Genomic DNA, 24,737 nt, shown 5'->3' on the forward strand with positions numbered 1-24,737 from the left:
CCGCCCTGCCCCACCAGAATCAAATACGCCGAGCGGCGTAACGCTTGAGCATGCTCGGAACATCGAGAATCAGCGCGATCCGACCGTCACCGGTGATGGTCGCACCCGACATGCCCGGGGTTCCCTGCAGCATTTTGCCCAAAGGCTTGATGACCACTTCTTCCTGACCCACCAGTTGATCGACGACAAAGCCGATACGCTGGGTGCCCACCGAGAGAATCACCACATGGCCTTCGTGCTGCTCCTCATGGGCGGCCGATGCAACCAGCCAGCGCTTGAGGTAGAACAGGGGCAATGCCTTGTCGCGTACGATCACCACTTCCTGGCCGTCCACCACGTTGGTGCGCGACAGGTCGAGGTGGAAGATTTCGTTGACGTTGACCAGTGGGAAGGCGAAGGCCTGGTTGCCCAGCATCACCATCAGGGTCGGCATGATCGCCAAGGTCAACGGCACCTTGATCACGATCTTCGAGCCCTGGCCCTTGGTCGAGTAGATATTGATCGAGCCGTTGAGCTGGCTGATCTTGGTCTTCACCACGTCCATGCCCACGCCACGGCCCGACACGTCGGAGATCTCGGTCTTGGTCGAGAAGCCAGGGGCGAAGATCAGGTTGTAGCACTCGGTGTCGGTCAGGCGATCGGCAGCGTCCTTGTCCATCACGCCACGCTTGACCGCGATATTGCGCAGAATGGCCGGGTCCATGCCTTTGCCGTCATCGGTGATCGACAGCAGGATGTGGTCGCCCTCCTGCTCCGCCGCCAGAATCACTTTGCCGCCGCGGGACTTGCCCGAGGCTTCGCGCTCTTCCGGGGTTTCCACGCCGTGGTCGACGGCGTTGCGCACCAAGTGGACCAGCGGGTCGGCCAGGGCCTCGACAAGGTTTTTGTCGAGGTCGGTTTCTTCACCCACCAGTTCCAGGTTGATCTCTTTCTTCAGTTGACGCGCCAGGTCACGAACCAGACGCGGGAAGCGGCCGAAGACTTTCTTGATCGGCTGCATCCGCGTTTTCATCACCGCGGTTTGCAGGTCGGCGGTGACCACGTCGAGGTTCGACACGGCCTTTTGCATGGCTTCATCGCCACTGCTCAAGCCCAGGCGCACCAGGCGGTTACGCACCAGTACCAGTTCGCCGACCATGTTCATGATGTCGTCCAGACGCGCGGTATCGACCCGCACGGTGGTTTCGGCTTCACTGGCCGGTTTGTCCGCAGCCGGTGCAGCGGCTGCGGCGGCACGCGCCGGCGCCGGCGCTGCTGCCGGGGCAGCCGCAGGTTTGGCGGCGGCGGCAGGCGCAGCGGCTTTGGCCGGGGCAGCCGCTTTAGCGGCAGCCGGGGCTGCTGTGGCGACGGCGCCGGTCGCAGGCACCTCGCTGAACTTGCCCTTGCCGTGCAAATCGTCCAGCAGGGCTTCGAATTCGTGATCGGTGATCAGACCATCACCGGCAGGCGCTGCACTGGCGGCAGGCGCTGCGGCGGTAGCGGTGGCCGCGACTGCCGGCAGGGCGTCGGCAGCAAACGTGCCTTTGCCATGCAGTTGGTCGAGCAACGCTTCGAATTCGTCATCGGTGATGTCAGTGCTGACAGGCGCGGCAGGCACCTGCTCACCGGCCGGCGCAGCTGCGACCGGCGCCACCGCATCGGCGGCGAACTGGCCTTTGCCGTGCAATTGGTCGAGCAGCGACTCGAACTCTGCGTCGGTGATGTCTTCGCTGGTCGGCTCCACTGCCGGGGCAACGGCGGCAGGCGCTTCGGCTTCGGCCTTGACGGCGCTGAGGGAGTTGAGCAGCTGCTCGAACTCGCTGTCCGTGACGTCCGCTTCAGGCTCGGCCACCGGCTCAGGCGCCGCTTCAACCACCGGCGCTGCCGTGGTGTCCGCAGGCTCTGCATAGCGTGCCAGGGCCGCGAGCAGTTCCGGCGTTGCCGCGGTGATCGGGGCACGTTCACGCACCTCGCTGAACATGCCGTTGACCGCATCCAGTGCTTCGAGAATCACGTCCATCAACTCCGAATCAACGTGACGCTCACCCTTGCGCAGGATGTCGAACACGTTCTCGGCGATGTGGCAGCACTCCACCAGCTCATGGAGCTGGAGGAAGCCGGCGCCCCCTTTTACAGTGTGAAAACCGCGAAAAATTGCATTGAGCAGGTTCGCATCATCCGGACGGCTTTCCAGCTCGACCAGTTGTTCGGACAGTTGCTCTAAAATTTCGCCGGCCTCTACAAGGAAATCCTGAAGGATCTCTTCATCGGCGCCGAAGCTCATGTGGGTGCTCCTTAGAAGCCTAAACTGGATAACAGGTCATCTACGTCATCCTGACCTGACACAACGTCTTCACGTTTATCGGCATGAATCTGCGGACCTTCACCCTTGGCGAGATGTTTTTGTGGATCTTTTTCCGAGAGGATCGCTTCGCGGTCATGTTCGATGCCGGCAAAACGGTCAACCTGGCCTGCCATAAGCACCAGTTTGAGCAGGTTGCTCTCCACTTCGGTGACCAGTTGAGTCACACGCTTGATCACCTGACCGGTGAGGTCCTGGTAATCCTGGGCCAGCAAAATATCGTTGAGATTGCTGGACACCGTGCGGTTGTCCTGCTCGCTGCGCGACAAAAACCCTTCAACCCGACGTGCCAGCTCACGAAACTCTTCAGCTCCCACTTCCCGGCGCATGAAGCGGCCCCAGTCGTTGCTCAGGGCCTGGGCTTCAGTGGCCATGCCGTTGACCAGGGGCGTGGCGTTTTCCACCAGGTCCATGGTGCGGTTGGCCGCCGCCTCAGTCAGCCTGACCACATAGGACAGGCGTTCGGTGGCATCAGTAATCTGCGAGATTTCTTCGGCCTGGGGCATGTGCGGGTCAATCTGAAAATTGACAATTGCACTGTGCAGCTCGCGTGTGAGCTTGCCCACTTCCTGGTACAGGCCGCGGTCACGGGTCTGGTTGAGCTCATGGATCAACTGCACCGCGTCGCCGAAATGGCCTTTTTCAAGGCTGTCGACCAACTGGTGAGCATGCTTTTTCAGGGTTGACTCAAAGTCTCCCAGTGTCGTTTCTTTATGCTCCATAGCTCCCCCGCGATGGCATTAGCCGTGGATGCGTTCGAAGATTTTTTCGATCTTCTCTTTCAAGGCCAATGCAGTGAATGGCTTGACCACGTAACCGTTAACCCCGGCTTGGGCGGCTTCGATGATCTGCTCACGCTTGGCTTCGGCGGTGACCATCAACACAGGCAGGCTGCGAAGTTTCTCGTCGGCGCGCACGTGGCGCAGCAGGTCGATGCCAGTCATGCCCGGCATGTTCCAGTCGGTTACCAGAAAGTCGATGCTCCCGCTGTTGAGGATCGGAATCGCCGTAAGGCCGTCATCCGCCTCGACCGTGTTTGTGAACCCAAGGTCACGCAACAGGTTTTTTATGATCCGCCGCATCGTTGAGAAGTCATCAACGATGAGGATTTTCATGTTCTTGTCCAATTCGACCTCCAAGCAGTCTTAAACGCGCCCAGCACCTGGACGCGCCATTTCAATCAACAGGCATTACACAAAAAGGACTGCCGGGGGCACCACGAGCCGAACCCGCGACGGTCAATCACCGTCGCGGTATCGCTTTGCAGTGTCCCCACACTGCCTGTCAGCGCGCTCGCCACTCTCCCAAACGCCCCCGCAAGCGGGCGGCGCACTGGCTGTGTAACTGGCTGACCCGCGATTCGCTGACCCCCAGGACCTCACCGATTTCCTTGAGGTTCAGCTCTTCGTCGTAGTACAGCGCCAATACCAGTCGCTCACGCTCAGGCAAATTGGCAATCGCGTCAGCCAACGCCCCCTGGAAGCGTTCATCCTCCAGGTCGCGCGCCGGCTCCATGTGAGTACTCGCGCCGTCCTCGTGCAACCCTTCGTGTTCGCCGTCCTGCAACAGGTCGTCGAAACTGAACAGGCGGCTGCCCAAGGTATCGTTCAAAATCCCGTAATAATCGTCGAGACTCAATTGGAGTTCGGCCGCAACTTCGTGATCTTTAGCGTCGCGACCGGTTTTTGCTTCAATTGCGCGAATTGCGTCACTGACCATACGTGTATTGCGGTGCACCGAACGGGGCGCCCAGTCACCCTTGCGCACTTCATCGAGCATGGCGCCACGGATACGGATACCCGCATACGTCTCGAAACTCGCACCCTTGCTCGCGTCGTATTTGGTCGACACTTCGAGCAGACCGATCATGCCGGCCTGGATCAGGTCTTCGACCTGGACGCTGGCGGGCAGGCGAGCCAGCAGGTGATAAGCGATGCGTTTGACCAGTGGCGCATAACGCTCGATCAACTCACCCTGACTGTCACGGGCAGACTTCTTGTAGGCGTTATAGCCGTTCGCTGTCATAGCACGGGTCCTGCGCTCGTCTGATGTACCAATCGCTCGACGAAAAACTCCAGATGCCCCCGTGGGTTGGCGGGCAACGGCCAGGTATCGACCTTCTGAGCAATAGCCTTGAACGCCAATGCGCACTTGGAACGAGGGAACGCTTCGTAGACTGCACGCTGCTTTTGCACAGCCTTGCGCACACACTCGTCGTAGGGCACTGCACCAACGTATTGTAGGGCGACATCGAGAAAGCGGTCCGTGACCTTGGTCAACTTGGCGAACAGGTTGCGCCCTTCCTGCGGGCTCTGGGCCATGTTGGCCAGCACGCGGAAGCGGTTCATGCCGTAGTCACGGTTAAGCAGTTTGATCAGGGCGTAGGCGTCGGTGATCGAGGTGGGCTCATCGCAGACCACCAGTAGCACTTCCTGCGCCGCGCGCACGAAGCTGACCACGGACTCGCCGATCCCGGCGGCGGTGTCGATCACCAGCACGTCGAGGTTGTCGCCGATATCACTGAAGGCCTGAATCAGACCGGCATGCTGCGCCGGGCTCAGGTGCACCATGCTCTGGGTGCCGGACGCGGCCGGCACGATGCGGATACCGCCAGGGCCCTGCAGCAGCACATCGCGCAGTTCACAGCGCCCCTCGATCACATCGGCAAGGGTGTGTTTGGGCGTCAGCCCCAGCAGAACGTCGACGTTCGCCAGCCCCAGGTCAGCATCCAGCAGCATGACGCGACGGCCAAGCTCTGCCAGGGCCAGGGACAAATTCACTGACACGTTAGTTTTCCCGACGCCACCTTTGCCGCCGGTCACCGCGATCACCTGTACGGGATGCATGCTGCCCATTTTATTTCTTTACCTTGTCTTGCTTAGACGCAGGCTACATGGCTTGGCCGCTTGAATCGCTTGCAGACCATCAATGTAGGTACATTTCACGGTGTTCATCCTGACTTCAACCGACCCGTTTGGCGGGGTTGTGGTAGAGGTCGGCGAACATATCGGCCATCGCTTCCTCGCTAGGCTCTTCTTGCATTTGCACGCTCACTGCGCGGCTGACCAACTGATGACGGCGCGGCAGATGCAGGTCATCCGGAATCCGCGGGCCATCGGTCAGGTAGGCAACCGGCAGTTCATGGCTGATCGCCAGGCTCAACACTTCGCCCAGGCTGGCGGTTTCATCCAGTTTAGTCAGGATGCAACCGGCCAGGCCGCAGCGCTTGTAGCTGTGATAAGCAGCGGTAAGAACCTGTTTCTGGCTGGTGGTTGCAAGCACCAGGTAATTTTTCGACTTGATGCCACGCCCGGCCAGGCTTTCCAGCTGCATGCGCAACGCCGGATCGCTGGCTTGCAGGCCCGCGGTATCGATCAACACCACGCGCTTGCGCAACAGCGGATCGAGGGCGTTGGCCAGGGATTGGCCCGGGTCGACGTGGGTCACCGGCACATTGAGGATGCGCCCCAGAGTCTTGAGCTGCTCCTGGGCACCGATGCGGTAGCTGTCCATGCTCACCAACGCAATGTTATGGGCGCCGTATTTGAGCACATAACGGGCGGCCAGCTTGGCCAGGGTGGTGGTCTTGCCCATGCCGGCAGGGCCGACCATGGCGATCACACCGCCCTCTTCCAGGGGTTCGACTTCCGGGGTGGCGATCATCCGCGCCAGATGGGCCAGCAACATGCGCCAGGCCTGGCGAGGCTCTTCGATTTCGGTGGTCAGGGCCAGCAGGTCGCGGGACAACGGGCCGGACAGGCCTATGCGTTGCAGGCGGCGCCACAGGTTGGCCTGCTGCGGCTTGCTGCCTTGCAACTGCGTCCAGGCCAACGAACCGAGCTGGACTTCCAGCAGTTCGCGCAGGCCATTGAGTTCAAAGCGCATCGAGTCGAACACGCGCTGGTCGACTGCGGCGGCCGGGGCTGGCGCTGCAGGACGCGGCGGTTCGATGAAGGTGGGCTCTACCAGTGGCTCGGCGGCGGTCAATGGCAGGCCGGCGAACAACTGGCGATTGGTGGTGGCATCGCTGTCGCCACGCATGCTCAGTTCAGCCTGGGCCGAGACGATGCGCGACGCGGTCTTGCGCAGCTCGTCTTCAAGTTCCATGTTCGGCACACGTGGCGCCAGGGCCTGGGGCGTGTAATCCAGGGCAGCCGTCAGCTCGACACCGCCGGCAATACGACGGTTACCGATAATCGCGGCGTCGGCGCCCAGCTCATCACGGACCAGTTTCATGGCCTGACGCATATCGGCGGCGAAAAAACGCTTCACTTGCATATCCCACTACCCTCAGCCGTTGGGCCCTACTGTCGCGACGATAGTCACTTGCTTGTTGTCAGGAATTTCCTGATAAGCCAAAACGTGCAAATTCGGTACTGCCAGGCGTCCAAACCGCGACAACATCGCCCGGACTGGGCCCGCCACCAGCAGAATCACCGGTTGGCCCTGCATTTCCTGGCGCTGTGCGGCGTCGATCAACGAACGCTGCAGTTTTTCAGCCATGCTTGGCTCCAGCAGAACGCCCTCTTCCTGGCCTTGTCCTGCCTTCTGAATACTATTGAGCAATATCTGTTCCAACCTTGGCTCCAAGGTGATCACAGGCAGCTCGGAGTCAAGCCCCACAATGCTTTGCACGATTGCGCGAGACAATCCAACCCGCACCGCCGCCACCAGCGCGGCAGTATCTTGACTCTTGGCGGCGTTGTTAGCGATGGCTTCGGCAATGCTGCGGATGTCTCGCACCGGCACCTGTTCGGCCAACAGCGCCTGCAGCACTTTGAGCAATTGCGACAGCGACAGCACGCCAGGCACCAGCTCTTCGGCCAGTTTCGGCGAGGCTTTGCCCAGCAGGCCCATCAATTGCTGGACTTCCTCGTGGCCGATCAGCTCGTGGGAGTGCTTGTACAGGATCTGGTTAAGGTGAGTGGCGACCACGGTGCTGGCGTCCACCACGGTGTAGCCCAGGGACTGCGCCTGGCTGCGCTGGCTGATTTCGATCCATACCGCCTCCAGGCCAAAAGCCGGATCTTTGGCGGTAATGCCATTGAGGCTGCCGAACACCTGGCCGGGGTTGATCGCCAACTCGCGGTCCGGGTAGATCTCGGCTTCGGCCAGAATCACGCCCATCAGGGTCAGGCGATAGGCGCTCGGGGCCAGATCGAGGTTGTCGCGGATGTGCACGGTGGGCATCAAAAAGCCCAGGTCCTGGGATAACTTCTTGCGCACGCCCTTGATCCGCGCGAGCAATTGGCCGCCCTGGTTGCGGTCCACCAGCGGAATCAGGCGGTAGCCGACTTCCAGGCCGATCATGTCGATCGGAGTGACGTCATCCCAGCCCAACTCCTTGGTTTCCTGGGCCCGCGCCGGGGATGGCAGCAATTCCTGCTGGCGTGCGATTTCCTGCTGGGCGATGACTTTGACCTGGTTCTGTTTCTTCCAGAACAGATACGCACCACCGCCCGCCAAGGCCGCCATGCTCAGAAACGACACATGGGGCATGCCCGGCACGATCCCCATGATCGCCATGATGCCCGCCGCCACGGCCAGAGCCTTGGGCGAGGCGAACATCTGCCGGCTGATCTGCTTGCCCATGTCTTCGGAGCCCGAAGCACGGGTTACCATGATGGCTGCTGCTGTGGATAACAACAGTGATGGCAATTGCGCCACTAAACCGTCACCGATGGTCAGCAAGGCGTACACCTTGCCCGCATCGCCGAAGGTCATGCCGTGCTGGAACATGCCCACAGCCACGCCACCGATCAGGTTGATGAACAGAATCAGCAGGCCGGCGATGGCGTCACCGCGCACAAATTTGCTGGCACCGTCCATGGAGCCGTAGAACTCGGCTTCCTGGGCCACTTCCAGACGACGGGACTTGGCCTGGTTCTGGTCGATCAGGCCGGCGTTGAGGTCGGCGTCGATGGCCATCTGTTTGCCGGGCATGGCGTCGAGGGTAAACCGCGCGCTCACCTCGGAAATCCGCCCGGCACCCTTGGTCACCACCACGAAGTTGATGATCATCAGGATCGCGAACACCACGATACCCACCACGTAGTTACCGCCGATCACCACCTCACCGAAGGCCTGGATCACCTTACCGGCGGCGGCGTGGCCGTCCTGACCGTGAAGCATCACCACACGGGTCGAGGCCACGTTCAAGGCCAGGCGCAACAGGGTCGCCACCAGCAAAATCGTGGGAAATACCGCAAAATCCAGCGGCCGCAAGGCGTACACGCACACCAGCAGCACCACCACCGACAGGGCGATGTTGAAGGTGAAGAACACATCCAGCAGGAACGGCGGCATCGGCAACATCATCATTGCCAACATCACCAGCAACAACAACGGCACACCCAGATTGCCCCGCGAGAGGTCAGTCAGGGTTGTACGTGCCGTGCCGAGCATTTGAGAGCGATCCACCACCGGTATTCCTCGTTTCCCTTGAAGCAAACTTTTGACGCCGGGAGGCGTCCTGGTGGCGGTATTGCAAGAAGCTGTCCAACTTTGGTTTTGGGCTTGGATAACCTCACAGGCGCGCCAATTACCCAGGTGTGGAGACCCGCTTTATGGAGAGTTTTCCGACAAGGTTGATCGTTCCCCGCGCGTGGGAACACCCTGATGAGGGTCGAAGATTATTTTAGCGTTGTCACTTCCGTTGCCTGCTGCCCCTTGGGGCCCTCGACCAGCACGTACTCAACCTTTTGATTCTCTTCCAGGCTTTTGTAATTGCCTGAATTGATACCCGAAAAGTGTACGAACACATCGGCCGTGCCATCGTCAGGACTGATGAAACCAAACCCTTTTTCCTTGTTGAACCACTTCACGGTGCCTGTTGCCATTGCCAATCTCCGAACGGCTTGATGTGAGGCTTACGCCTTATCAAACCGTCTGGAAACCGGGTTGGCTACTGTCAGAGTTGACAGGTAGACACACACGGGCGACGGGTGGTACGGGAGGCAAGCGACGGTCTCTCTGGTGAGCGCAATGTGCTGTGATGAGCAGGGTTGTTGTAAGCAGGGTTGTTGTGGTGAGCAGGCTTGCCCTGCCCCGGGCTGCGAAGCGGCCCCAACAAGATCACCGCCGCGTGCCAGGATTCACGAAGAGGCAGGTTTTTTTTGGGGGGGGCAGGCCACCGGGAGGGTCAGGAATCGCGGCGCAGTTCCGGTGGGATCGGCAGGTCTTTGAGCGGGTCCGGGCGCTTGCCCTGGCCGGCACGGTACTGGCGAATCTGATAGACATACGCCAGCACCTGCGCCACCGCCAGGTACAACCCGGCGGGGATTTCCTGGTCGAGGTCGGTGGAGTAGAAGATCGAGCGCGCCAGTTCCGGCGACTCCAGCAGCAGAATGTCGTTGGCCACGGCGATTTCGCGGATTTTCAATGCGGTGAAGTCGCTGCCCTTGGCCAGCAGCATGGGCGCGCCGCCCTTCTCCGGGTCGTATTTGAGGGCCACGGCGTAGTGGGTCGGGTTGGTGATGACCACGTCGGCATCCGGCACCGCCGCCATCATCTTGCGCTGGGACATTTCCCGCTGCAGTTGACGAATGCGTTGCTTGACCTCAGGTCGGCCTTCCTGATCCTTGTGCTCATCGCGCACTTCCTGCTTGGTCATCAGCAGTTTCTTGTGGCTTTCCCACAGCTGGATCGGCGCATCCACCGCCGCAATGATGATCAGCCCCGCCGCCATCCACAGCGCGCTCCAGCCCACCACCTGCACACTGTGGATGATCGCCGACTCCAGCGGCTCGTGGGCGATGCGCAGCAGGTCGTCAATGTCGGACGACAACACCATCAGCGCCACGAACAGAATCAGGATGAATTTGGCCAGGGCCTTGAGCAGCTCCACCAGGGCCTTGGCCGAAAACATACGCTTGAGCCCCGCCGCCGGGTTCATGCGGCTGAACTTGGGCGCCATGCTGCCGGCAGCGAACAGCCAGCCGCCAAGAGCGACCGGCCCGATCAGCGCCGCCAACAGCAAGGTGATGAGGATCGGCTGCACCGCCAGGAGCGCGATTTTGCCCGAGTGCAGCAGGTACTGCCCCATGGAGTCGGGGTTGAGCAACACTTCACGGGGCAAGCTGAAGTTGTGCTTCATCATCTCGAGCAAGTCCAGCGCCAGGCCGCCGCCATAGATCAGCAAGGCGCCCGCGCCGGCCATCATGGTCGCCACGGTATTGAGCTCTTTGGAGCGCGCAATCTCGCCCTTTTCCCTGGAGTCCTTTTTACGTTTCTCCGTGGGGTCTTCTGTTTTGTCCTGACCACTCTCACTCTCGGCCATGCTCAGCGCGCCCGTGCCAGATCACGTAAGAACTGCAAGGCGTCCGTCGCCAGCGGTTGATACTGATTGAGAATGTCAGCCAGGCCGACCCAGAAAATCCCCATGCCCAGCACCAGGGTCAATGGGAAACCGATGGAAAAGATGTTCAGTTGCGGCGCCGCACGGGTCATCACGCCGAACGCGATATTGACCACCAGCAGCGCTGTGATCGCCGGCAGCACCAGCAGCAGCGACGCCCCCAGCACCCAACCGAGACGCCCGACCACTTCCCAGAAATGGTTGACCACCAGCCCCGAGCCCACAGGCAGCGTGGTGAAGCTTTCGGTCAGCACTTCGAAGGCCACCAGGTGACCGTTCATGGCCAGAAACAGCAAGGTCACCAGCATGGTCAGGAACTGCCCGATCACCGCGGCCGACACGCCGTTGGTGGGGTCGACCATGGACGCAAAACCCATGCCCATCTGCACCGAGATAATCTGCCCGGCGACCACGAAAGCCTGGAAGAACAGTTGCAAGGAGAAGCCGAGCATGGCGCCGATGAGGACCTGTTCAGCAATCAACATCAGGGCACTCAGGTCCAGCGCATTGACCGGCGGCATCGGCGGCAACCCCGGCACCAGCACCACCGTGATCGCCACGGCGAAATACAGGCGCACGCGGCGCGGCACCAGGGTCGTGCCGAACACAGGCATGGCCATCAGCATGGCCGTGACCCGAAACAAGGGCAGGATAAACGACGCCACCCAGGTGCTGATCTGGGTGTCGGTCAAGGCCAGCAGCGAGTTCATCCGATCAGCCGATCAACTGCGGAATACTGCCGTACAACTGCAGGATGTATTCCATGAAGGTTTGCACCAGCCACGGGCCGGCGACGATCAGGGTGACCAGCATCACCAGCAAACGCGGAAGGAAGCTCAAGGTCTGTTCGTTGATCTGGGTCGCGGCCTGAAACATCGCCACCAACAGGCCCACCAACAGGCTCGGCACCACCAGCACGGCGACCATCACGGTGGTCAGCCACAGCGCTTCACGGAACAGGTCGACGGCGACTTCTGGTGTCATGGCCCTATACCCCGCCGAAACTGCCGGCCAGGGTGCCGATAATCAGCGCCCAACCGTCCACCAGCACAAACAGCATGATCTTGAACGGCAACGAGATGATCAGCGGCGACAGCATCATCATGCCCATCGCCATCAGCACGCTTGCCACCACCAGGTCGATGATCAGGAACGGGATGAAAATCATGAACCCTATCTGGAACGCGGTCTTGAGTTCCGAGGTGACGAACGCCGGCACCAGGATGGTCAGCGGCGCCTGATCCGGGGTGGCAATGTCAGTGCGCTTGGACAGGCGCACAAACAGCTCCAGGTCGCTGGAACGGGTCTGCGACAGCATGAAATCCTTGATCGGGCCCTGGGCCTTGTCGATCGCGTCCTGGGCGGTCATTTTTTCTGCCAGGTAGGGCTGCAGGGCCTGCTGGTTCACCTTGTCGAACACCGGCGCCATGATGAACATGGTCAGGAACAGGGCCATGCCGGTGAGGATCTGGTTCGAGGGGGTCTGCTGCAGGCCCAGGGCCTGACGCAGAATCGAGAACACAATGATGATCCGCGTGAAACTGGTCATCAGCATGACGAACGCCGGGATAAAACTCAGCGCCGTCATGATCAGCAGGATCTGCAGGCTGACCGAATATTCCTGGGCCCCGGCCGCATTGGTACCCAGCGTAATGGCCGGGATCGACAACGGGTCGGCGGCCATCGCCAACGGCGCAGCCAGCAACAGCATGAGCGTCAATAAAACGCGCATTACTTCTTATCCTTCTGATCCTTGCCCAGCAACTCCATCAGACGCTGAGCGAATTCTGGCGTGGCGGCCTCGGTCTGGGCCACGTTCACCGGCGTTTTGAGCACATGCAGCGGGGTGATCCGGCCAGGCGTCAGGCCGAGCAGGATCTGCTCCTCCCCCACCTGCACCAGCACCAGCCGGTCACGCGGGCCGAGGGCACGCGAGCCGATCAGCTCGATCACCTGAGCATTGCCCGGGCCGACCTGCTGCACACGGCGCAACAGCCAGGCCAGCACAAAGATCAAGCCCACCACCAGCAGCAGGCCCAACACCAACTGCGTCAGCTGACCACCAAGGCCACTGCCGACCGGTGCGGCGACGGCCTGGGCCAGCGGCTCGGCGGCCCAGGCGTCCAATGGCAGCGCGAGCAACAGTCCCACCATCAGCCGTTTCATATCAGCGCAACTTCTTGATGCGTTCGCTTGGGCTGATCACGTCCGTCAGGCGGATGCCGAACTTTTCGTTGACCACCACCACTTCACCGTGGGCAATCAGGGTGCCGTTGACCAGCACGTCCAATGGCTCACCGGCCAGGCGGTCAAGTTCGATCACCGAGCCCTGGTTGAGTTGCAGCAGGTTGCGGATGTTGATGTCGGTGCTGCCCACTTCCATGGAAATCGACACCGGGATATCGAGGATCACGTCCAGGTTCGGCCCGTCGAGGGTCACCGGGTCGTTGTTCTTCGGCACGCTGCCGAACTCTTCCATTTGCAGGCGGTTGCCCACTGGTGCGGTGGCGGCATCCGCCGCCAGCAGTGCGTCGATATCGTCCTGGCCAACCTCGCCGGTTTCTTCCAGGGCAGCCGCCCATTCGTCAGCCAGGGCCTGGTCTTCGGCAGAAGTGTTTTCGTGTTCGGTAGCCATTACATGTCCTCGGCGGAGCAAACATTCATAAATAGGGATGTATCAACAGGTGGCATCAACGGCGAGTGATCGACTCCACCACCTGCAGCGCCAGGTTGCCCTTGTGGGAACCCAGCTTGACCTTGAATGACGGCACGCCGTTGGCGCGCATGATCATTTCTTCCGGCAATTCGACGGGGATGATGTCCCCCGGTTGCATGTGCAAAATATCCCGCAGGCGCAGTTGGCGGCGGGCCACGGTGGCACTCAGCGGCACATCGACGTCCAGCAGGTCTTCGCGCAGGGCCTTGACCCAGCGTTCGTCCTGGTCGTCCAGGTCGGACTGGAAGCCGGCGTCGAGCATTTCACGCACCGGCTCGATCATCGAGTACGGCATCGTCACGTGCAGGTCGCCGCCGCCGCCATCGAGTTCGATGTGGAACGTGGAGACCACAATGGCTTCGCTGGGCCCGACGATGTTGGCCATGGCCGGGTTCACTTCCGAGTTGATGTACTCGAAACTGACTTCCATGATCGCTTGCCACGCTTCCTTCAAATCGATAAAGGCTTGCTCGAGCACCATGCGCACCACCCGCAGCTCGGTGGGGGTGAACTCACGGCCTTCGATCTTGGCGTGACGCCCGTCACCGCCGAAGAAGTTGTCCACCAGCTTGAACACCAATTTGGCGTCAAGAATGAACAACGCGGTGCCGCGCAGGGGCTTGATCTTGACCAGGTTGAGGCTGGTGGGCACGTACAGCGAATGCACGTACTCGCCGAATTTCATCACCTGCACGCCGCCCACCGCCACGTCCGCCGAGCGGCGCAGCATGTTGAACATGCTGATGCGGGTATAACGGGCGAAACGCTCGTTGATCATCTCCAGAGTCGGCATGCGTCCACGGACGATGCGATCCTGGCTGGTCAGGTCATAACTTTTGACGCTGCCGGGGTCGGCAGCCAGTTCGGTCTGTACCAGACCGTCGTCGACACCATGCAACAGGGCGTCGATTTCATCCTGGGACAGCAGGTCTTGCACGGCCATGTCGTGATCCTACTGCAATACGAAGTTAGTGAAGAGCGCCTGCTCGACCACGACTTTGCCAAGCTCCTTCTGAGCCACTTCCTGCACGCTGGCAGTGACCTTCTGGCGCAGCATTTCCTGGCCTACCGGGGTGGCCAGCGTGTCGAAGCTCTGGGCGGAGAACAGCATCACCAGGTTGTTGCGGATCACCGGCATGTGCACCTTGAGTGCGTCCAGGTCCGCCTGGTTACGCGCCAGCAAGGTGATGCTCACCTGCAGGTAGCGTTGACGGCCGTTCTGATTGAAGTTGGCAACAAAAGCCGGAAGCATCGGTTCGAAGATCGCCGGTTGCTTGGCGTTGGTGGCGGTTTCGGCGGCAGGTGCCGGTTTGCTCGCACTGCTGTGCATGATGTACCAAGTGCCGCCCACCGACGCGCCGATGGCCAGGAGCAAGCCCACGACTATCAACAGAATAAGCTTGAGCTTACCTTTGCCTGCGGGTGCGGGTGCTTTTGCTGCGTCGTCGCTCTTCGCCATGCCAATAATCCGTCACTATTCGGGGATTCATAGATCTACGGAAAGGCAAGAGCAAGTGTTATGCCAGAGTTGTCTGGTAAGCGCAGAGCAAGGCACGTCACCCATCAAATGTGGGGCGGTGCTCGCTGTGGTGAGAGGGCTGCTGGACAGCCCCGTGCGGGGCGGGCCCGCTCACCACTGCAATCAGGCGTAATAGTCGACGGCGCTGGAGCCGATCACGGTGGAGGTCACCGGCGTCACGGCTTCAGCCACATCGATGGCGTTGCCGCTGTCGCCATTGTCAGCGCCGCGCCCGCCAGCGCTGCCAACGCCACGGGTCTGAGCCTGCTGTTGCTGCTGCTCCTGCCCACGGGACTGGTCGGACACATTGACGTCCACCTGCCCCATCCCCTGCTGGGCGAACATCTCTCGCAGGCGACCGGACTGGCTTTCCAGCGCTTCACGTACCACCGGATGTGCACTCATGAAGTTGACCTGGGCCTGCTGGTCGGCCGTCATGTTGACCTTGATATCCAGGCGTCCGAGTTCAGCAGGCTGCAATTGGATCTCCGCCGACTTGAGGTTGGCGCTGGACAGGTACATCACGCGGTTGACGATTTCATCGGTCCAACCGCTCTGGTGCATGGCCAGTGGCGCATTGGTCACCGGCGGCAGGGCGTTCGCGGTTTTCGGCGTGGCGGCCTGGGTCAGTGCCGCCAGACGATTGGCGAAGTCGTCAACGCGGGTATCGCTGCTGGCGCTCTTCAGGTCTTTGAGGCCGTCTTCGATCAAGCCGCTGAAGGCCTTGTCGCCGCCCTGGTCGGTACTGTCTTTGGTGGCTTGCTGATCGACCATCGTGGCCATGCCGGCGGCGAAGTTCTGCGCGGCCGTCGGCTGATCCTGAAGAGTGGTCGGCGCGGTTTTGGCCGGCGCCTGACTGCTGGCTGACACATGTCCGCCCTGCTCCATCGCCAGACGCACAACCGGCATGGCATCCAGCGGGTCGGCCTCCGGGTCGAAGGTCGGCTTGGCCTCTTCGGTGGCGGCGATCGGCGCGGCCACCAACGGTTGGGCCTTGTCATCCTTGGCCGCTGCGACCGGGGCCGGGGTTTCCACCGGTACCGGCACGGCCACCGGTGTGACGGAGGCAATCATGGCCGGGTCGACCACCGGATCAACCGCAGGCTGTTGCACCAGAGTCGGGTCGACCGGCGTTTCGCTCTCGGTGTCGGCGCTGTCGTCGGACGCAGCCGGCGGCTTGGCAGGCAAGGTATTGCCGCTATCGGCAACCGCCGGTGTACTGGCGGCAGGCTTGTCGCTGCCGGATGACGGCTTGGCGCTGGCATCGGCAGGCTTGTCCCGCGTGGGCCTGGCCGCGTTGTCGTCGGCCTTTGCCGTGGGTTTCGAGCCCTGGCTGGCAAACACTTGAGCGAAGCCAGGGCCCTTGTCCCGTGGGTCCGCAGCCGCTACCGACGGGGTGGCGACAGGCGCTTGAGGCTTGGCCGCAGGGGCAGCCTGAAGAAGCGAATTAGGGGCGACTGGCATAAATAAAGGTCTCCACTGCATGGGGATCGGGGATGCAGTATCAGGAGCTAGAGCAAGAGTCGGGCCAGATTTGTCAGCAACCTTCAATCACAGCTCAAAGCGCTGCCGCTCGTGCTCGTACAACGGCCGCACCAGCGCGAATTCCTGATCGATCTCATCCACCAGGCGGCCCAGGTCAGCCTCGACCGGTTGCGCCGAACCGTCCTCCAGGCGCCGGCACAGCTCCGCCAGGCGCAATGCCCCCAGGTTGCCGCTGCTGCCCTTGAAGCTATGGGCAATGCGCCCCAATGCCTTGGCATCATCGCGCGCGTTGCGCAGCGCTTCGATGCGTTTCTGGGAATCATCAAGAAAGGTATCGAGCAACCTGGGGTACTCGCCTTCCATGACTTCCTGCAAACCCGACAACACCTGCGGGTCCAAATGAATCTCTGCCACTTGCTCGCTCCCTGATCAAGAATCGGCGGATTATGCCAGAGCCCCCCAGCAAAACTCCACGCAGACACTGCGCCCGCCGTCGGACCAGCGCACCTCGCTGCTTAATTGACGCACCAGGCTCAGGCCGCGCCCGGACAGACGGTCGACATCCAGCGGTCGCGCCAGCACCTGTTCCACGTCAAAGCCTGGGCCGCTGTCTTCCACGCGCAGGGTCATCTTGCCCCCCGTCCCGGTGGGCACCACCTGCACATGCACGCGCACATAACCATTGTTCAACTGCGCCAGGCGGTCGTTACGTTGGCGATAGTACTCGGCAAACCCCTGGGCATCGCGCTTGAGTTGCGAGTCCAGCCCCAACACGCCGTGCTCCAGGGCGTTGGAGTACAGCTCGGCCATGACGCTATAGAGCGCCCCGCTCTGCTCGCGCAGTCCATGGATCTCCAGCAACAGTTGCAACAGGTAGGGCAAAGGGTTGTAACGCTTGAGGGTGTCGGCGCGAAACTCAAAACTCACCGACCAGTCCAGCGGGCACGACTGGCCACTGTCGGCATACAACGGCCCCGTGGCCCGCAGCGACTGACCGGGTTGCAAGGTGATTTCGACCATGCTCACATCATCGCGCGCCTCGCCACGAAACGCCGCCAGCGCCTGCTCAATGTCGTCGAACAGACGATTCGGCTCGCGATTGGCGGCAAATACCTGCTGCAAACGCTCGACACCAAACAGTTGATCATTGGCATCAGCGGTATCCAGCACGCCGTCAGACAGCAGGAACACTCGATCACCCACGGCCATCGGCCAGACTTCAGTGCGATCATCAAAGGCGTGCGCCGACAGCACGCCCAGCGGCAAATGCCGCGATTGCAGCGGCGTACGCTTGCCGGAGGCCACTTCGTGTACATAGCCTTCCGGCATGCCGCCGTTCCACACCTCCACCGCGCGCCGCTCGGTACTCAGGCACAACAAGGTGGCGCAGCAGAACATGTCCACCGGCAGGATGCGTTTGAGCTTGGCGTTCATCTCTCGCAGGATCTGCGTCAGGCCGTAGCCCTTGGCGGTCATGCCGTAGAACACTTCCGCCAGGGGCATGGCCCCCACCGCCGCCGGCAAGCCGTGCCCGGTGAAATCACCGAGCAACACGTGCATGTCGCCCGACGGCGTGTAGGCCGCGAGCAGCAAATCACCGTTGAACAGCGCATAGGGCGATTGCAGGTAGCGGATATTCGGCGCGGCGTTGATGCAGCCGGAATGCGCGACCTTATCAAACACCGCCTTGGCCACCCGTTGCTCATGCAGCAGATAGTCATGATGTTTGGCGATCTGGTCGCGCTGCTGCAACACCGTGGCCTGCAGCCGGCGCAAGCGGTCCATGGCATTGATCTTGGCGGCCAGGATCAGTTGGTTATAGGGCTTGGGCAGGAAGTCATCGCCGCCGGCGTCCAGGCATTCAGCCAGGGCGGCACTTTCGCGCAGCGAGGTCAGGAAGATGATCGGCACCAGCGCCTCCCCCGCCAGTTGCTTGATCCACCGCGCCGCCCTGAAGCCATCCATCACCGGCATCATGGCGTCCATCAACACCAGTTGCGGACGCTCACGGGCGAACACCTCCACGGCTTCCTCGCCATTGCTGGCGGTCAGCACGTGATGGCCCTGTCGCCGTACGATGGTCGACAGCAACAGCAGGTCGGCGGCACTGTCTTCGACGATCAGGATCGTCAACGGCTCAATAGCCGGGGCCAGGGCGCTCAATTGATGTCGAACAACTTGTCGAAGTTGGAGATGGCGAGGATCTTGCGCACGTCGGAGCTGGTGTTGATCACCATGACCTGCGACTCGTCACCGCCTGCGTGATCACGCAGCAGCAGGAGCATGCCCAGGGCCGAGCTGTCCATGTAGGTGGTTTCTTTGAGGTCGATCACATACAGCTCAGGCACCTTGTAGAAACGCTCGTAAGCGTCACGAAACATCTGATGGCTGCCGAAATCGAACCGGCCCTTGATTGCAATCGTCAACTTCTTCCCGTCCAGGGATACTTCTGACTCGACTGACATGCGACTGCTTCCTTGTCATTGGCAATATGCAACAAGGTGTAGCAGGTGATGGGGATGTGGGCAACTTCTGGCCAGGATCAATACACATCTTTGCGCGGCATGCGCTGGGACAGCTCATCGAGCAGCTTCTGCTCGCGCTTGTCTTCCAACGCCCGCGCCTCGTCGATATAGCGCTGCACCAGCTTGCGCAGGCCTTCCACGCGGGCGAATGCCTGCTGCCAGCTCTCACGGGCCTTATCGAGGTTGTTCTGATGCCAGGCCAGGCTTTGGCGCTGCTGACCGACCGCCGTTTCCAGTTGATTGAGAAAGCCCTGATAGCCCATCAGCCACTGGCCCGACACGCCCTGGGTGCCGCGCTCGATCCACTGTTGCTGGTACTCGGCGCGAAAGCGTTCAAGATCGCCCAGCTTGCTTTCGGCCAGGCGCACCTGGCCCTGAAAGTAGCCCAGGCGCTGCACTGCGGTTTTTTCGGCCTTCTCGGCCATGTCCACCACGGGCGCCAGGCGGGCAGCACGACTGTTGGCCATGGCTTAGCCGCCTGGCGCAGGGGCGAAGATGGACTGCAAATGCGCTTCGCTTTCACCCATGCTGATCTTGTCGTTGAGGCCCTGGCGCAGGTAGGTCACCAACTGCGGTTGCAGGGCAATCGCCAGGTCGGTGTCGCGGTCACCACCGGCGACGTAGGCGCCCACGCTGATCAGGTCGCGGCTCTGTTGATAGCGCGACCACAACTGCTTGAACTGCTGGGCGCGGATCATGTGTTCCGGTGTGACCACCGCCGGCATGACCCGACTGATGGACGCTTCGATATCGATGGCCGGGTAGTGCCCTTCTTCGGCCAGCCGCCGCGACAGCACGATGTGGCCGTCGAGCACACCCCGCGCCGAGTCGGCAATCGGGTCCTGCTGGTCATCGCCTTCGGACAATACGGTGTAGAACGCCGTGATCGAACCGCCACCGGCCTCGGCATTGCCCGCGCGCTCCACCAGCTTGGGCAGCTTGGCGAACACCGAGGGCGGGTAGCCTTTGGTCGCGGGCGGCTCTCCGATGGCCAGGGCAATTTCCCGCTGGGCCTGGGCGAAACGTGTGAGCGAGTCCATCAGCAACAGGACGTTCTTGCCCTTGTCGCGAAAATATTCGGCGATGCGCGTGCAATACATCGCGGCGCGCAGGCGCATCAGCGGCGCATCGTCGGCGGGCGACGCCACCACCACCGAGCGTTTGAGACCTTCTTCACCGAGGCTGTGCTCGATGAACTCCTTGACTTCCCTGCCCCGCTCGCCGATCAGCCCGACCACGATGATGTCGGCCTCGGTAAAGCGGGTCATCATGCCCAGCAACACCGACTTACCTACACCCGTACCGGCGAACAGGCCCAGACGCTGGCCGCGGCCGACCGTCAACAAACCGTTGATGCTGCGAATCCCCACATCCAGCGGCACGCTGATGGGGTTGCGGTTGAGGGGGTTGATGGTCGGGCCGTCCATCGGCACCCAGTCTTCGGCCTTCATGCCACCCTTGCCGTCCAGCGCGCGACCGGCGCCGTCGAGCACACGGCCGAGCATGCTCATGCCCATCGGCAGGCGGCCCGTGTCTGCCAGGGGCACCACGCGCGCACCGGGGGCGATGCCCGCCAGGCTGCCGACCGGCATCAAAAAGATTTTATTGCCGGAAAAACCCATCACTTCGGCTTCGACCTGCACCGGGTGGTAGCTGTCGTCGTTGATCACCATGCAGCGGCTGCCCATGGCGGCGCGCAGGCCTTCGGCTTCGAGGGTCAGGCCGACCATGCGCAACAGGCGCCCTTCGAGGATCGGCTGCCCAGGCAACTCGGTGGCCTCGGTATAACCGTCCAGACGCTTGGCGAAGCTGGTGCGATCAAGGCGCATCGGCGGCGTCCAGGTCCACGCTCAGGTCGGGCTCGGCCGGGTTGAGCGCTTGCTCGTGCTGCTGGTCCAGCAGCTTGGCCATGATCTGACTGATGCGGGTTTCCACCGTGGCATCAATGCGGCTGTGTTCGGTCTCGACCCGGCAACCGCCCGGTTGCAGCGCGGCGTCTTCGACGATGCGCCAGGTTTCTTCGTGGCGCTCGCGCAGGGCTTTGACCTGCTCGAAGTCCTGCGGGTTGATATACAACCGCACGTTGCCCACGCCCAGAGGCAGCAGCTTGAGGGCTTCGCGCATCACGCTTTCGATCTGGCTGGAATCGAGCACCAGTTCGCGCTGGATCACCTGGCGCGCAATGTGCTCCACCAGGCGCACCATGGCTTTTTCAATCTGCGAATCCTGCTCGGCGATGGGCTCGAACAGCCCGCCCATCAAGCGTTCCAGGCTGGCCAGCTTGACGCTCAGCGCCGCCTCGGCTTCCTGGCGCACTTTGAGAGTGGTGCTGCGAAAACCGTCTTTCTCACCGGCGGCGAAGCCTTCGTTGTAGGCTTCCTGGCGGATGCTTTCCAACTCTTCCAAGGTCAGTGGCTGGACCTCTTCGAGCGGTACTTCTTCCATCTCCACCGGTTGTTCGACAACCGGTTCCGGCTCGGGCTCGGGCACGTGCGGGTCGAAGCTGGGCAACGACCAGATGTCGAACCCACCGACATCCCGTGCGCGAATCAGATCGCTGGGCGCCTCATCTTTGTTCGACATGCAAAGCGCCTTAGATCATTTCTTCGCCGCCCTTCCCACCGAGAACGATTTCTCCGGCTTCGGCCATACGGCGGGCAATGGTGAGGATTTCTTTCTGCGCGGTTTCCACGTCGCTGACACGCACCGGGCCCTTGGCCTCCAGGTCGTCGCGCAGCAGCTCGGAAGCCCGCTTGGACATGTTCTTGAAGATCTTCTCTTTGACGCCTTCGTCGGAACCCTTGAGGGCCAGCACCAGCACGTCCGAAGACACTTCGCGCAGCAACGCCTGGATGCCACGGTCGTCGACATCGGAGAGGTTGTTGAACACGAACATGAGGTCTTCGATCTGACCGGACAGGGTGTCGTCGATCTCGCGGATCGAGTCCATCAACTGGCCTTCGACCGAACTGTCGAGGAAGTTCATGATATCGGCCGCGCGCTTGATGCCACCCAAGGTGGTGCGCGAGGCATTCGAGTTGCCAGAGAACTGCTTCTCCAGAATGGTGTTCAATTCTTTCAGGGCGGCCGGCTGTACGGTGTTCAGCGACGACACGCGCAGGATGATGTCCAGACGCACTTTATGGTCAAAGTGGCCCAGCACTTCACCGGCCTGGTCGGGGTCGAGGTAGGCCACCACGATTGCCTGGATCTGCGGGTGCTCGTAGCGGATCACATCGGCGACGGCACGCGGCTCCATCCACTTGAGGCTGTCGAGGCCACTGGTGTTGCCGCCCAGCAGGATGCGGTCGATCAGCCCATTGGCCTTGTCTTCGCCCAGGGCCGAGGTGAGCATCTTGCGGATGTAGCTGTCGGAACCCACGCCCAGGCTGGTCTGGTCGCCGACGATCTCGACGAACTCGCTCATCACCTGTTCGACTTGCTCACGGTGCACATTGCGCATTTGCGCCATGGCCACGCCGACACGCTGAACCTCTTTGGGGCCCATGTGGCGCAGCACTTGGGCGGCGTCGGTTTCCCCCAGCGACAGCAGCAGGACTGCGGCTTTGTCGACCCGGGAGAGTTTGGCAACAGCGGCTCGATTATCACTCATCTGCGTTGATCCACTCTTTCACGACCTGGGCCACACGACCCGGGTCTTCTGCTACCAGACTTTTGATTGCGTTCAACTGAGCGTCGTAACCTTCGCTCGGACTAGGCAACAGAATGCTTTGCGGGCCGCCGAGGCTGACGCGGTCGTTGGCCAGTTCGCCATCCAGGCCGCCCATGCCACCGAGCTCGACATCGCCGCCGCCAAACGCCGCCAGCTGTTGCTTCTTGCCGTTGCCGGTGATGTTGTTGAGCACCGGGCGCAGCACGCCGAACACCAGCACCAGGATGAACAACACCCCCAGCACTTGCTTGACGATGTCCCAGAACCACGGCTGGGTGTAGAACGCCGCTTCGGCGATGACTTCACCACGCTCGGCGGAGAACGGCATGTTGATCACGCTCACGCTGTCCCCACGGCTGGCGTCAAAACCGACGGCGTCCTGCACAAGACGGGTGAAGCGCGCCAATTCGTCGGCGCTCCATGGAGCGCGGGTAACGGCGCCGTCCGCGGGGTTGACCTTGACCTGGTCATCGACCACCACCGACACCGACAGACGATTGACGCGCCCTTGCTGCTGCTTGGTGTGGCTGATGGAACGGTCGAGTTCGAAGTTCTTGGTGGACTGGTTACGCTTGTCCGCCGGGTACGGGGCGAGCATCGGCTGGCCGGTGGCCGGGTCCATGATTTGCTGACCGTTGGCGTCCAACAGTGGCTGGCCAGGCTGAATCGCGCCCGCCGCAGCCGCAGTGCCGCCAGTGGTTTGCGGGGCCGAGGCCGGTGCCGGTGGCTGGTTGCTCAGGGCACCCGGCACACCTTGCGGGCCATTGCTGGCAGTGCGTTGTTCGCTGGTGGACTGCTCGCTGCGCAAGGCCGGCTGGTCAGGGTTGAATTGTTCGGAGGTCGACTCGACGGCACTGAAGTCCACGTCGGCGGACACTTCAGCTTTGTAGCGGTCGTTGCCCAGCACCGGCTGCAGGATGTTGTGCACACGCTGGGTGAGCATGCTTTCCATGCGGCGGCTGTAGTCGAACTGCTTGCCGGCCATGGTCAGTGCGGAGTTCTCCGCCTGGTCGGACAGCAGGTTGCCCTTTTGGTCCACCACGGTGATCTGGGATTTGCTCAGTTCGGGAACGCTGGTGGCCACCAGGTTGATGATCGCCATCACCTGGCCAGGCTCCAGGGAGCGGCCGGAAAACAGCTCGACCAGCACCGAAGCGCTTGGCTTGCGCTCATCGCGCACAAACACCGAGCTTTTCGGAATAGCCAGGTGCACGCGGGCGCCCTTGACGTTGTTCAAGCTGGAGATGGTGCGCGCCAGCTCGCCTTCCAGGCCCCGACGGTAGCGAGTCGCTTCCATGAACTGGCTGGTACCCAGGCCCTGGTCCTTGTCGAGGATCTCAAAGCCGATGTTGCTGTCGGACGGCGTCACACCGGCGGCGGCCAGTTTCATGCGCGCACGGGCCACATCGTCGGCCTTGACCAGCAAAGCGCCGGAATTGGGTTCTACGGTATAGGCGATGTCGGCGGCGGCCAGGGTTTCCATGATCTGCTTGGAATCCATACCCGCCAGGCTGCCGTACAGCGGCCGGTAATCAGGTTGCTGCGACCACAACACCACGGCAAAACCAATCGCCACGCTGGCAGCCAGGCCAACCAACAGGCCCACCTGACGCAACATGGTCATTTCCGAGAGGTTTTCCAGGAACGACAGGCCGAACAGCGGCGGCTTGCCGTCTGCCTTGGCGGGTACGTTGTCCACGACTGCTTCTGCCATGACTTAAATCTCGCCCTTAAACCGGCATCTGCATGATGTCTTGATAGGCCTGAACCAGCTTGTTACGCACTTGGGTCAGGGCCTGAAAGGAGACGCTGGCCTTTTGCGAAGCGACCATCACATCGGTGAGGTCCACGCCGCTTTTGCCGATCTCGAACGCGTTGGCCAACTGGCTGGAGGCTTGCTGGGTATCACTGACTTTGTTGATGGCCTGGCCGAGCATGTCGGCGAAGCTGCTTTGGCTCAATTCCGGCGCTGGCGCGACGGATTTCGGCTGAGCCATGGCATCCATCTGCATGGAGCGCATATCCAACATCAACCGATTGAACTCAATACCCTGGCTCATGACCTTCTCTCTCCGACAACCCGTATTTTTTTTGACGCTACGCCGCAATTACTAGGGGAAGT

The 24,737-nt window shown here is 61.5% G+C and carries 26 protein-coding genes; all 26 read right to left on the reverse strand.

Annotation, left to right across the window (positions count from 1 at the left end; genetic code table 11):
* Nucleotides 1-19 precede the first annotated feature (19 nt).
* Nucleotides 20-2,263, reverse strand: coding sequence for a chemotaxis protein CheA (locus PSH59_RS18005; RefSeq protein WP_305393345.1), 2,244 nt, complete (start codon nt 2,261-2,263; stop codon nt 20-22).
* 11 nt (nt 2,264-2,274) lie between these two features.
* Nucleotides 2,275-3,063 (reverse strand): protein phosphatase CheZ, encoded by a 789-nt coding sequence (locus PSH59_RS18010; protein WP_248077880.1) that lies wholly within the window; start codon nt 3,061-3,063, stop codon nt 2,275-2,277.
* An 18-nt stretch (nt 3,064-3,081) separates the two neighbouring features.
* Complete coding sequence (locus PSH59_RS18015) at nt 3,082-3,456, reverse strand: chemotaxis response regulator CheY (protein WP_003192908.1); 375 nt, start codon at nt 3,454-3,456, stop codon at nt 3,082-3,084.
* A 169-nt stretch (nt 3,457-3,625) separates the two neighbouring features.
* A complete protein-coding gene (fliA, locus tag PSH59_RS18020; protein ID WP_248077882.1) occupies nt 3,626-4,366 on the reverse strand; it encodes an RNA polymerase sigma factor FliA in 741 nt (246 codons plus the stop codon).
* Nucleotides 4,363-5,196 carry a flagellar synthesis regulator FleN gene (gene fleN / locus PSH59_RS18025; RefSeq protein ID WP_003192912.1) on the reverse strand — a complete coding sequence of 278 codons (834 nt, stop codon included), beginning with the start codon at nt 5,194-5,196 and terminating at the stop codon, nt 4,363-4,365. The genes fliA and fleN overlap by 4 nt, the downstream gene beginning before the upstream one ends.
* Nucleotides 5,197-5,302: 106 nt before the next feature.
* Nucleotides 5,303-6,619: a flagellar biosynthesis protein FlhF gene (gene flhF / locus PSH59_RS18030; RefSeq protein WP_248077884.1), complete on the reverse strand. Its 1,317-nt coding sequence runs from the start codon at nt 6,617-6,619 to the stop codon at nt 5,303-5,305.
* 12 nt (nt 6,620-6,631) lie between these two features.
* Nucleotides 6,632-8,746, reverse strand: coding sequence for a flagellar biosynthesis protein FlhA (flhA, locus tag PSH59_RS18035; RefSeq protein ID WP_282445872.1), 2,115 nt, complete (start codon nt 8,744-8,746; stop codon nt 6,632-6,634).
* Between the two features lie 227 nt (nt 8,747-8,973).
* The gene (locus PSH59_RS18040) at nt 8,974-9,180 is read right to left on the reverse strand and encodes a cold-shock protein (protein WP_248077888.1); all 207 of its coding nucleotides are present in this window, start codon (nt 9,178-9,180) and stop codon (nt 8,974-8,976) included.
* Between the two features lie 302 nt (nt 9,181-9,482).
* Nucleotides 9,483-10,619 carry a flagellar biosynthesis protein FlhB gene (flhB, locus tag PSH59_RS18045; RefSeq protein WP_305393346.1) on the reverse strand — a complete coding sequence of 379 codons (1,137 nt, stop codon included), beginning with the start codon at nt 10,617-10,619 and terminating at the stop codon, nt 9,483-9,485.
* A gap of 2 nt (nt 10,620-10,621) precedes the next feature.
* Nucleotides 10,622-11,407: a flagellar biosynthetic protein FliR gene (fliR, locus tag PSH59_RS18050; protein WP_248077892.1), complete on the reverse strand. Its 786-nt coding sequence runs from the start codon at nt 11,405-11,407 to the stop codon at nt 10,622-10,624.
* Nucleotides 11,408-11,411: 4 nt separating this feature from the next.
* Nucleotides 11,412-11,681, reverse strand: coding sequence for a flagellar biosynthesis protein FliQ (fliQ, locus tag PSH59_RS18055; protein ID WP_010208761.1), 270 nt, complete (start codon nt 11,679-11,681; stop codon nt 11,412-11,414).
* A 4-nt stretch (nt 11,682-11,685) separates the two neighbouring features.
* Entirely contained in the window at nt 11,686-12,429 is a 744-nt protein-coding gene (gene fliP, locus PSH59_RS18060; RefSeq protein WP_248077893.1) for a flagellar type III secretion system pore protein FliP, read from the reverse strand.
* On the reverse strand, nt 12,429-12,863 hold the full coding sequence (fliO, locus tag PSH59_RS18065) for a flagellar biosynthetic protein FliO (protein ID WP_248077894.1): 435 nt from the start codon (nt 12,861-12,863) through the stop codon (nt 12,429-12,431). Before fliO ends, fliP begins: the two co-directional genes overlap by 1 nt.
* Before the next feature lies 1 nt (nt 12,864).
* On the reverse strand, nt 12,865-13,332 hold the full coding sequence (gene fliN, locus PSH59_RS18070) for a flagellar motor switch protein FliN (protein ID WP_248077895.1): 468 nt from the start codon (nt 13,330-13,332) through the stop codon (nt 12,865-12,867).
* A 55-nt stretch (nt 13,333-13,387) separates the two neighbouring features.
* Nucleotides 13,388-14,356 (reverse strand): flagellar motor switch protein FliM, encoded by a 969-nt coding sequence (gene fliM / locus PSH59_RS18075; protein ID WP_248077896.1) that lies wholly within the window; start codon nt 14,354-14,356, stop codon nt 13,388-13,390.
* 9 nt (nt 14,357-14,365) lie between these two features.
* Nucleotides 14,366-14,872: a flagellar basal body-associated protein FliL gene (gene fliL, locus PSH59_RS18080; protein ID WP_248077897.1), complete on the reverse strand. Its 507-nt coding sequence runs from the start codon at nt 14,870-14,872 to the stop codon at nt 14,366-14,368.
* A 183-nt stretch (nt 14,873-15,055) separates the two neighbouring features.
* A complete protein-coding gene (locus tag PSH59_RS18085; RefSeq protein ID WP_305393347.1) occupies nt 15,056-16,396 on the reverse strand; it encodes a flagellar hook-length control protein FliK in 1,341 nt (446 codons plus the stop codon).
* An 87-nt stretch (nt 16,397-16,483) separates the two neighbouring features.
* Entirely contained in the window at nt 16,484-16,831 is a 348-nt protein-coding gene (locus tag PSH59_RS18090) for an Hpt domain-containing protein (RefSeq protein WP_305393348.1), read from the reverse strand.
* A gap of 30 nt (nt 16,832-16,861) precedes the next feature.
* Nucleotides 16,862-18,580, reverse strand: coding sequence for a fused response regulator/phosphatase (locus tag PSH59_RS18095; RefSeq protein ID WP_305393349.1), 1,719 nt, complete (start codon nt 18,578-18,580; stop codon nt 16,862-16,864).
* On the reverse strand, nt 18,577-18,882 hold the full coding sequence (locus PSH59_RS18100; RefSeq protein ID WP_248077904.1) for an STAS domain-containing protein: 306 nt from the start codon (nt 18,880-18,882) through the stop codon (nt 18,577-18,579). The genes PSH59_RS18095 and PSH59_RS18100 overlap by 4 nt, the downstream gene beginning before the upstream one ends.
* Before the next feature lie 77 nt (nt 18,883-18,959).
* On the reverse strand, nt 18,960-19,409 hold the full coding sequence (fliJ, locus tag PSH59_RS18105) for a flagellar export protein FliJ (RefSeq protein WP_248077906.1): 450 nt from the start codon (nt 19,407-19,409) through the stop codon (nt 18,960-18,962).
* Nucleotides 19,410-19,412: 3 nt separating this feature from the next.
* Nucleotides 19,413-20,771: a flagellar protein export ATPase FliI gene (gene fliI, locus PSH59_RS18110; RefSeq protein WP_248077908.1), complete on the reverse strand. Its 1,359-nt coding sequence runs from the start codon at nt 20,769-20,771 to the stop codon at nt 19,413-19,415.
* Entirely contained in the window at nt 20,761-21,525 is a 765-nt protein-coding gene (gene fliH, locus PSH59_RS18115) for a flagellar assembly protein FliH (RefSeq protein ID WP_305393350.1), read from the reverse strand. Before fliH ends, fliI begins: the two co-directional genes overlap by 11 nt.
* A gap of 10 nt (nt 21,526-21,535) precedes the next feature.
* Nucleotides 21,536-22,555 (reverse strand): flagellar motor switch protein FliG, encoded by a 1,020-nt coding sequence (gene fliG, locus PSH59_RS18120; protein WP_248077912.1) that lies wholly within the window; start codon nt 22,553-22,555, stop codon nt 21,536-21,538.
* Complete coding sequence (gene fliF / locus PSH59_RS18125; RefSeq protein WP_248077914.1) at nt 22,548-24,329, reverse strand: flagellar basal-body MS-ring/collar protein FliF; 1,782 nt, start codon at nt 24,327-24,329, stop codon at nt 22,548-22,550. The genes fliG and fliF overlap by 8 nt, the downstream gene beginning before the upstream one ends.
* A 16-nt stretch (nt 24,330-24,345) precedes the next feature.
* Nucleotides 24,346-24,675, reverse strand: coding sequence for a flagellar hook-basal body complex protein FliE (gene fliE / locus PSH59_RS18130; RefSeq protein ID WP_248077916.1), 330 nt, complete (start codon nt 24,673-24,675; stop codon nt 24,346-24,348).
* Nucleotides 24,676-24,737 lie beyond the last annotated feature (62 nt).

Source organism: Pseudomonas sp. FP2309 (genome assembly GCF_030687575.1).
In the GTDB taxonomy this organism is placed as follows: domain Bacteria; phylum Pseudomonadota; class Gammaproteobacteria; order Pseudomonadales; family Pseudomonadaceae; genus Aquipseudomonas.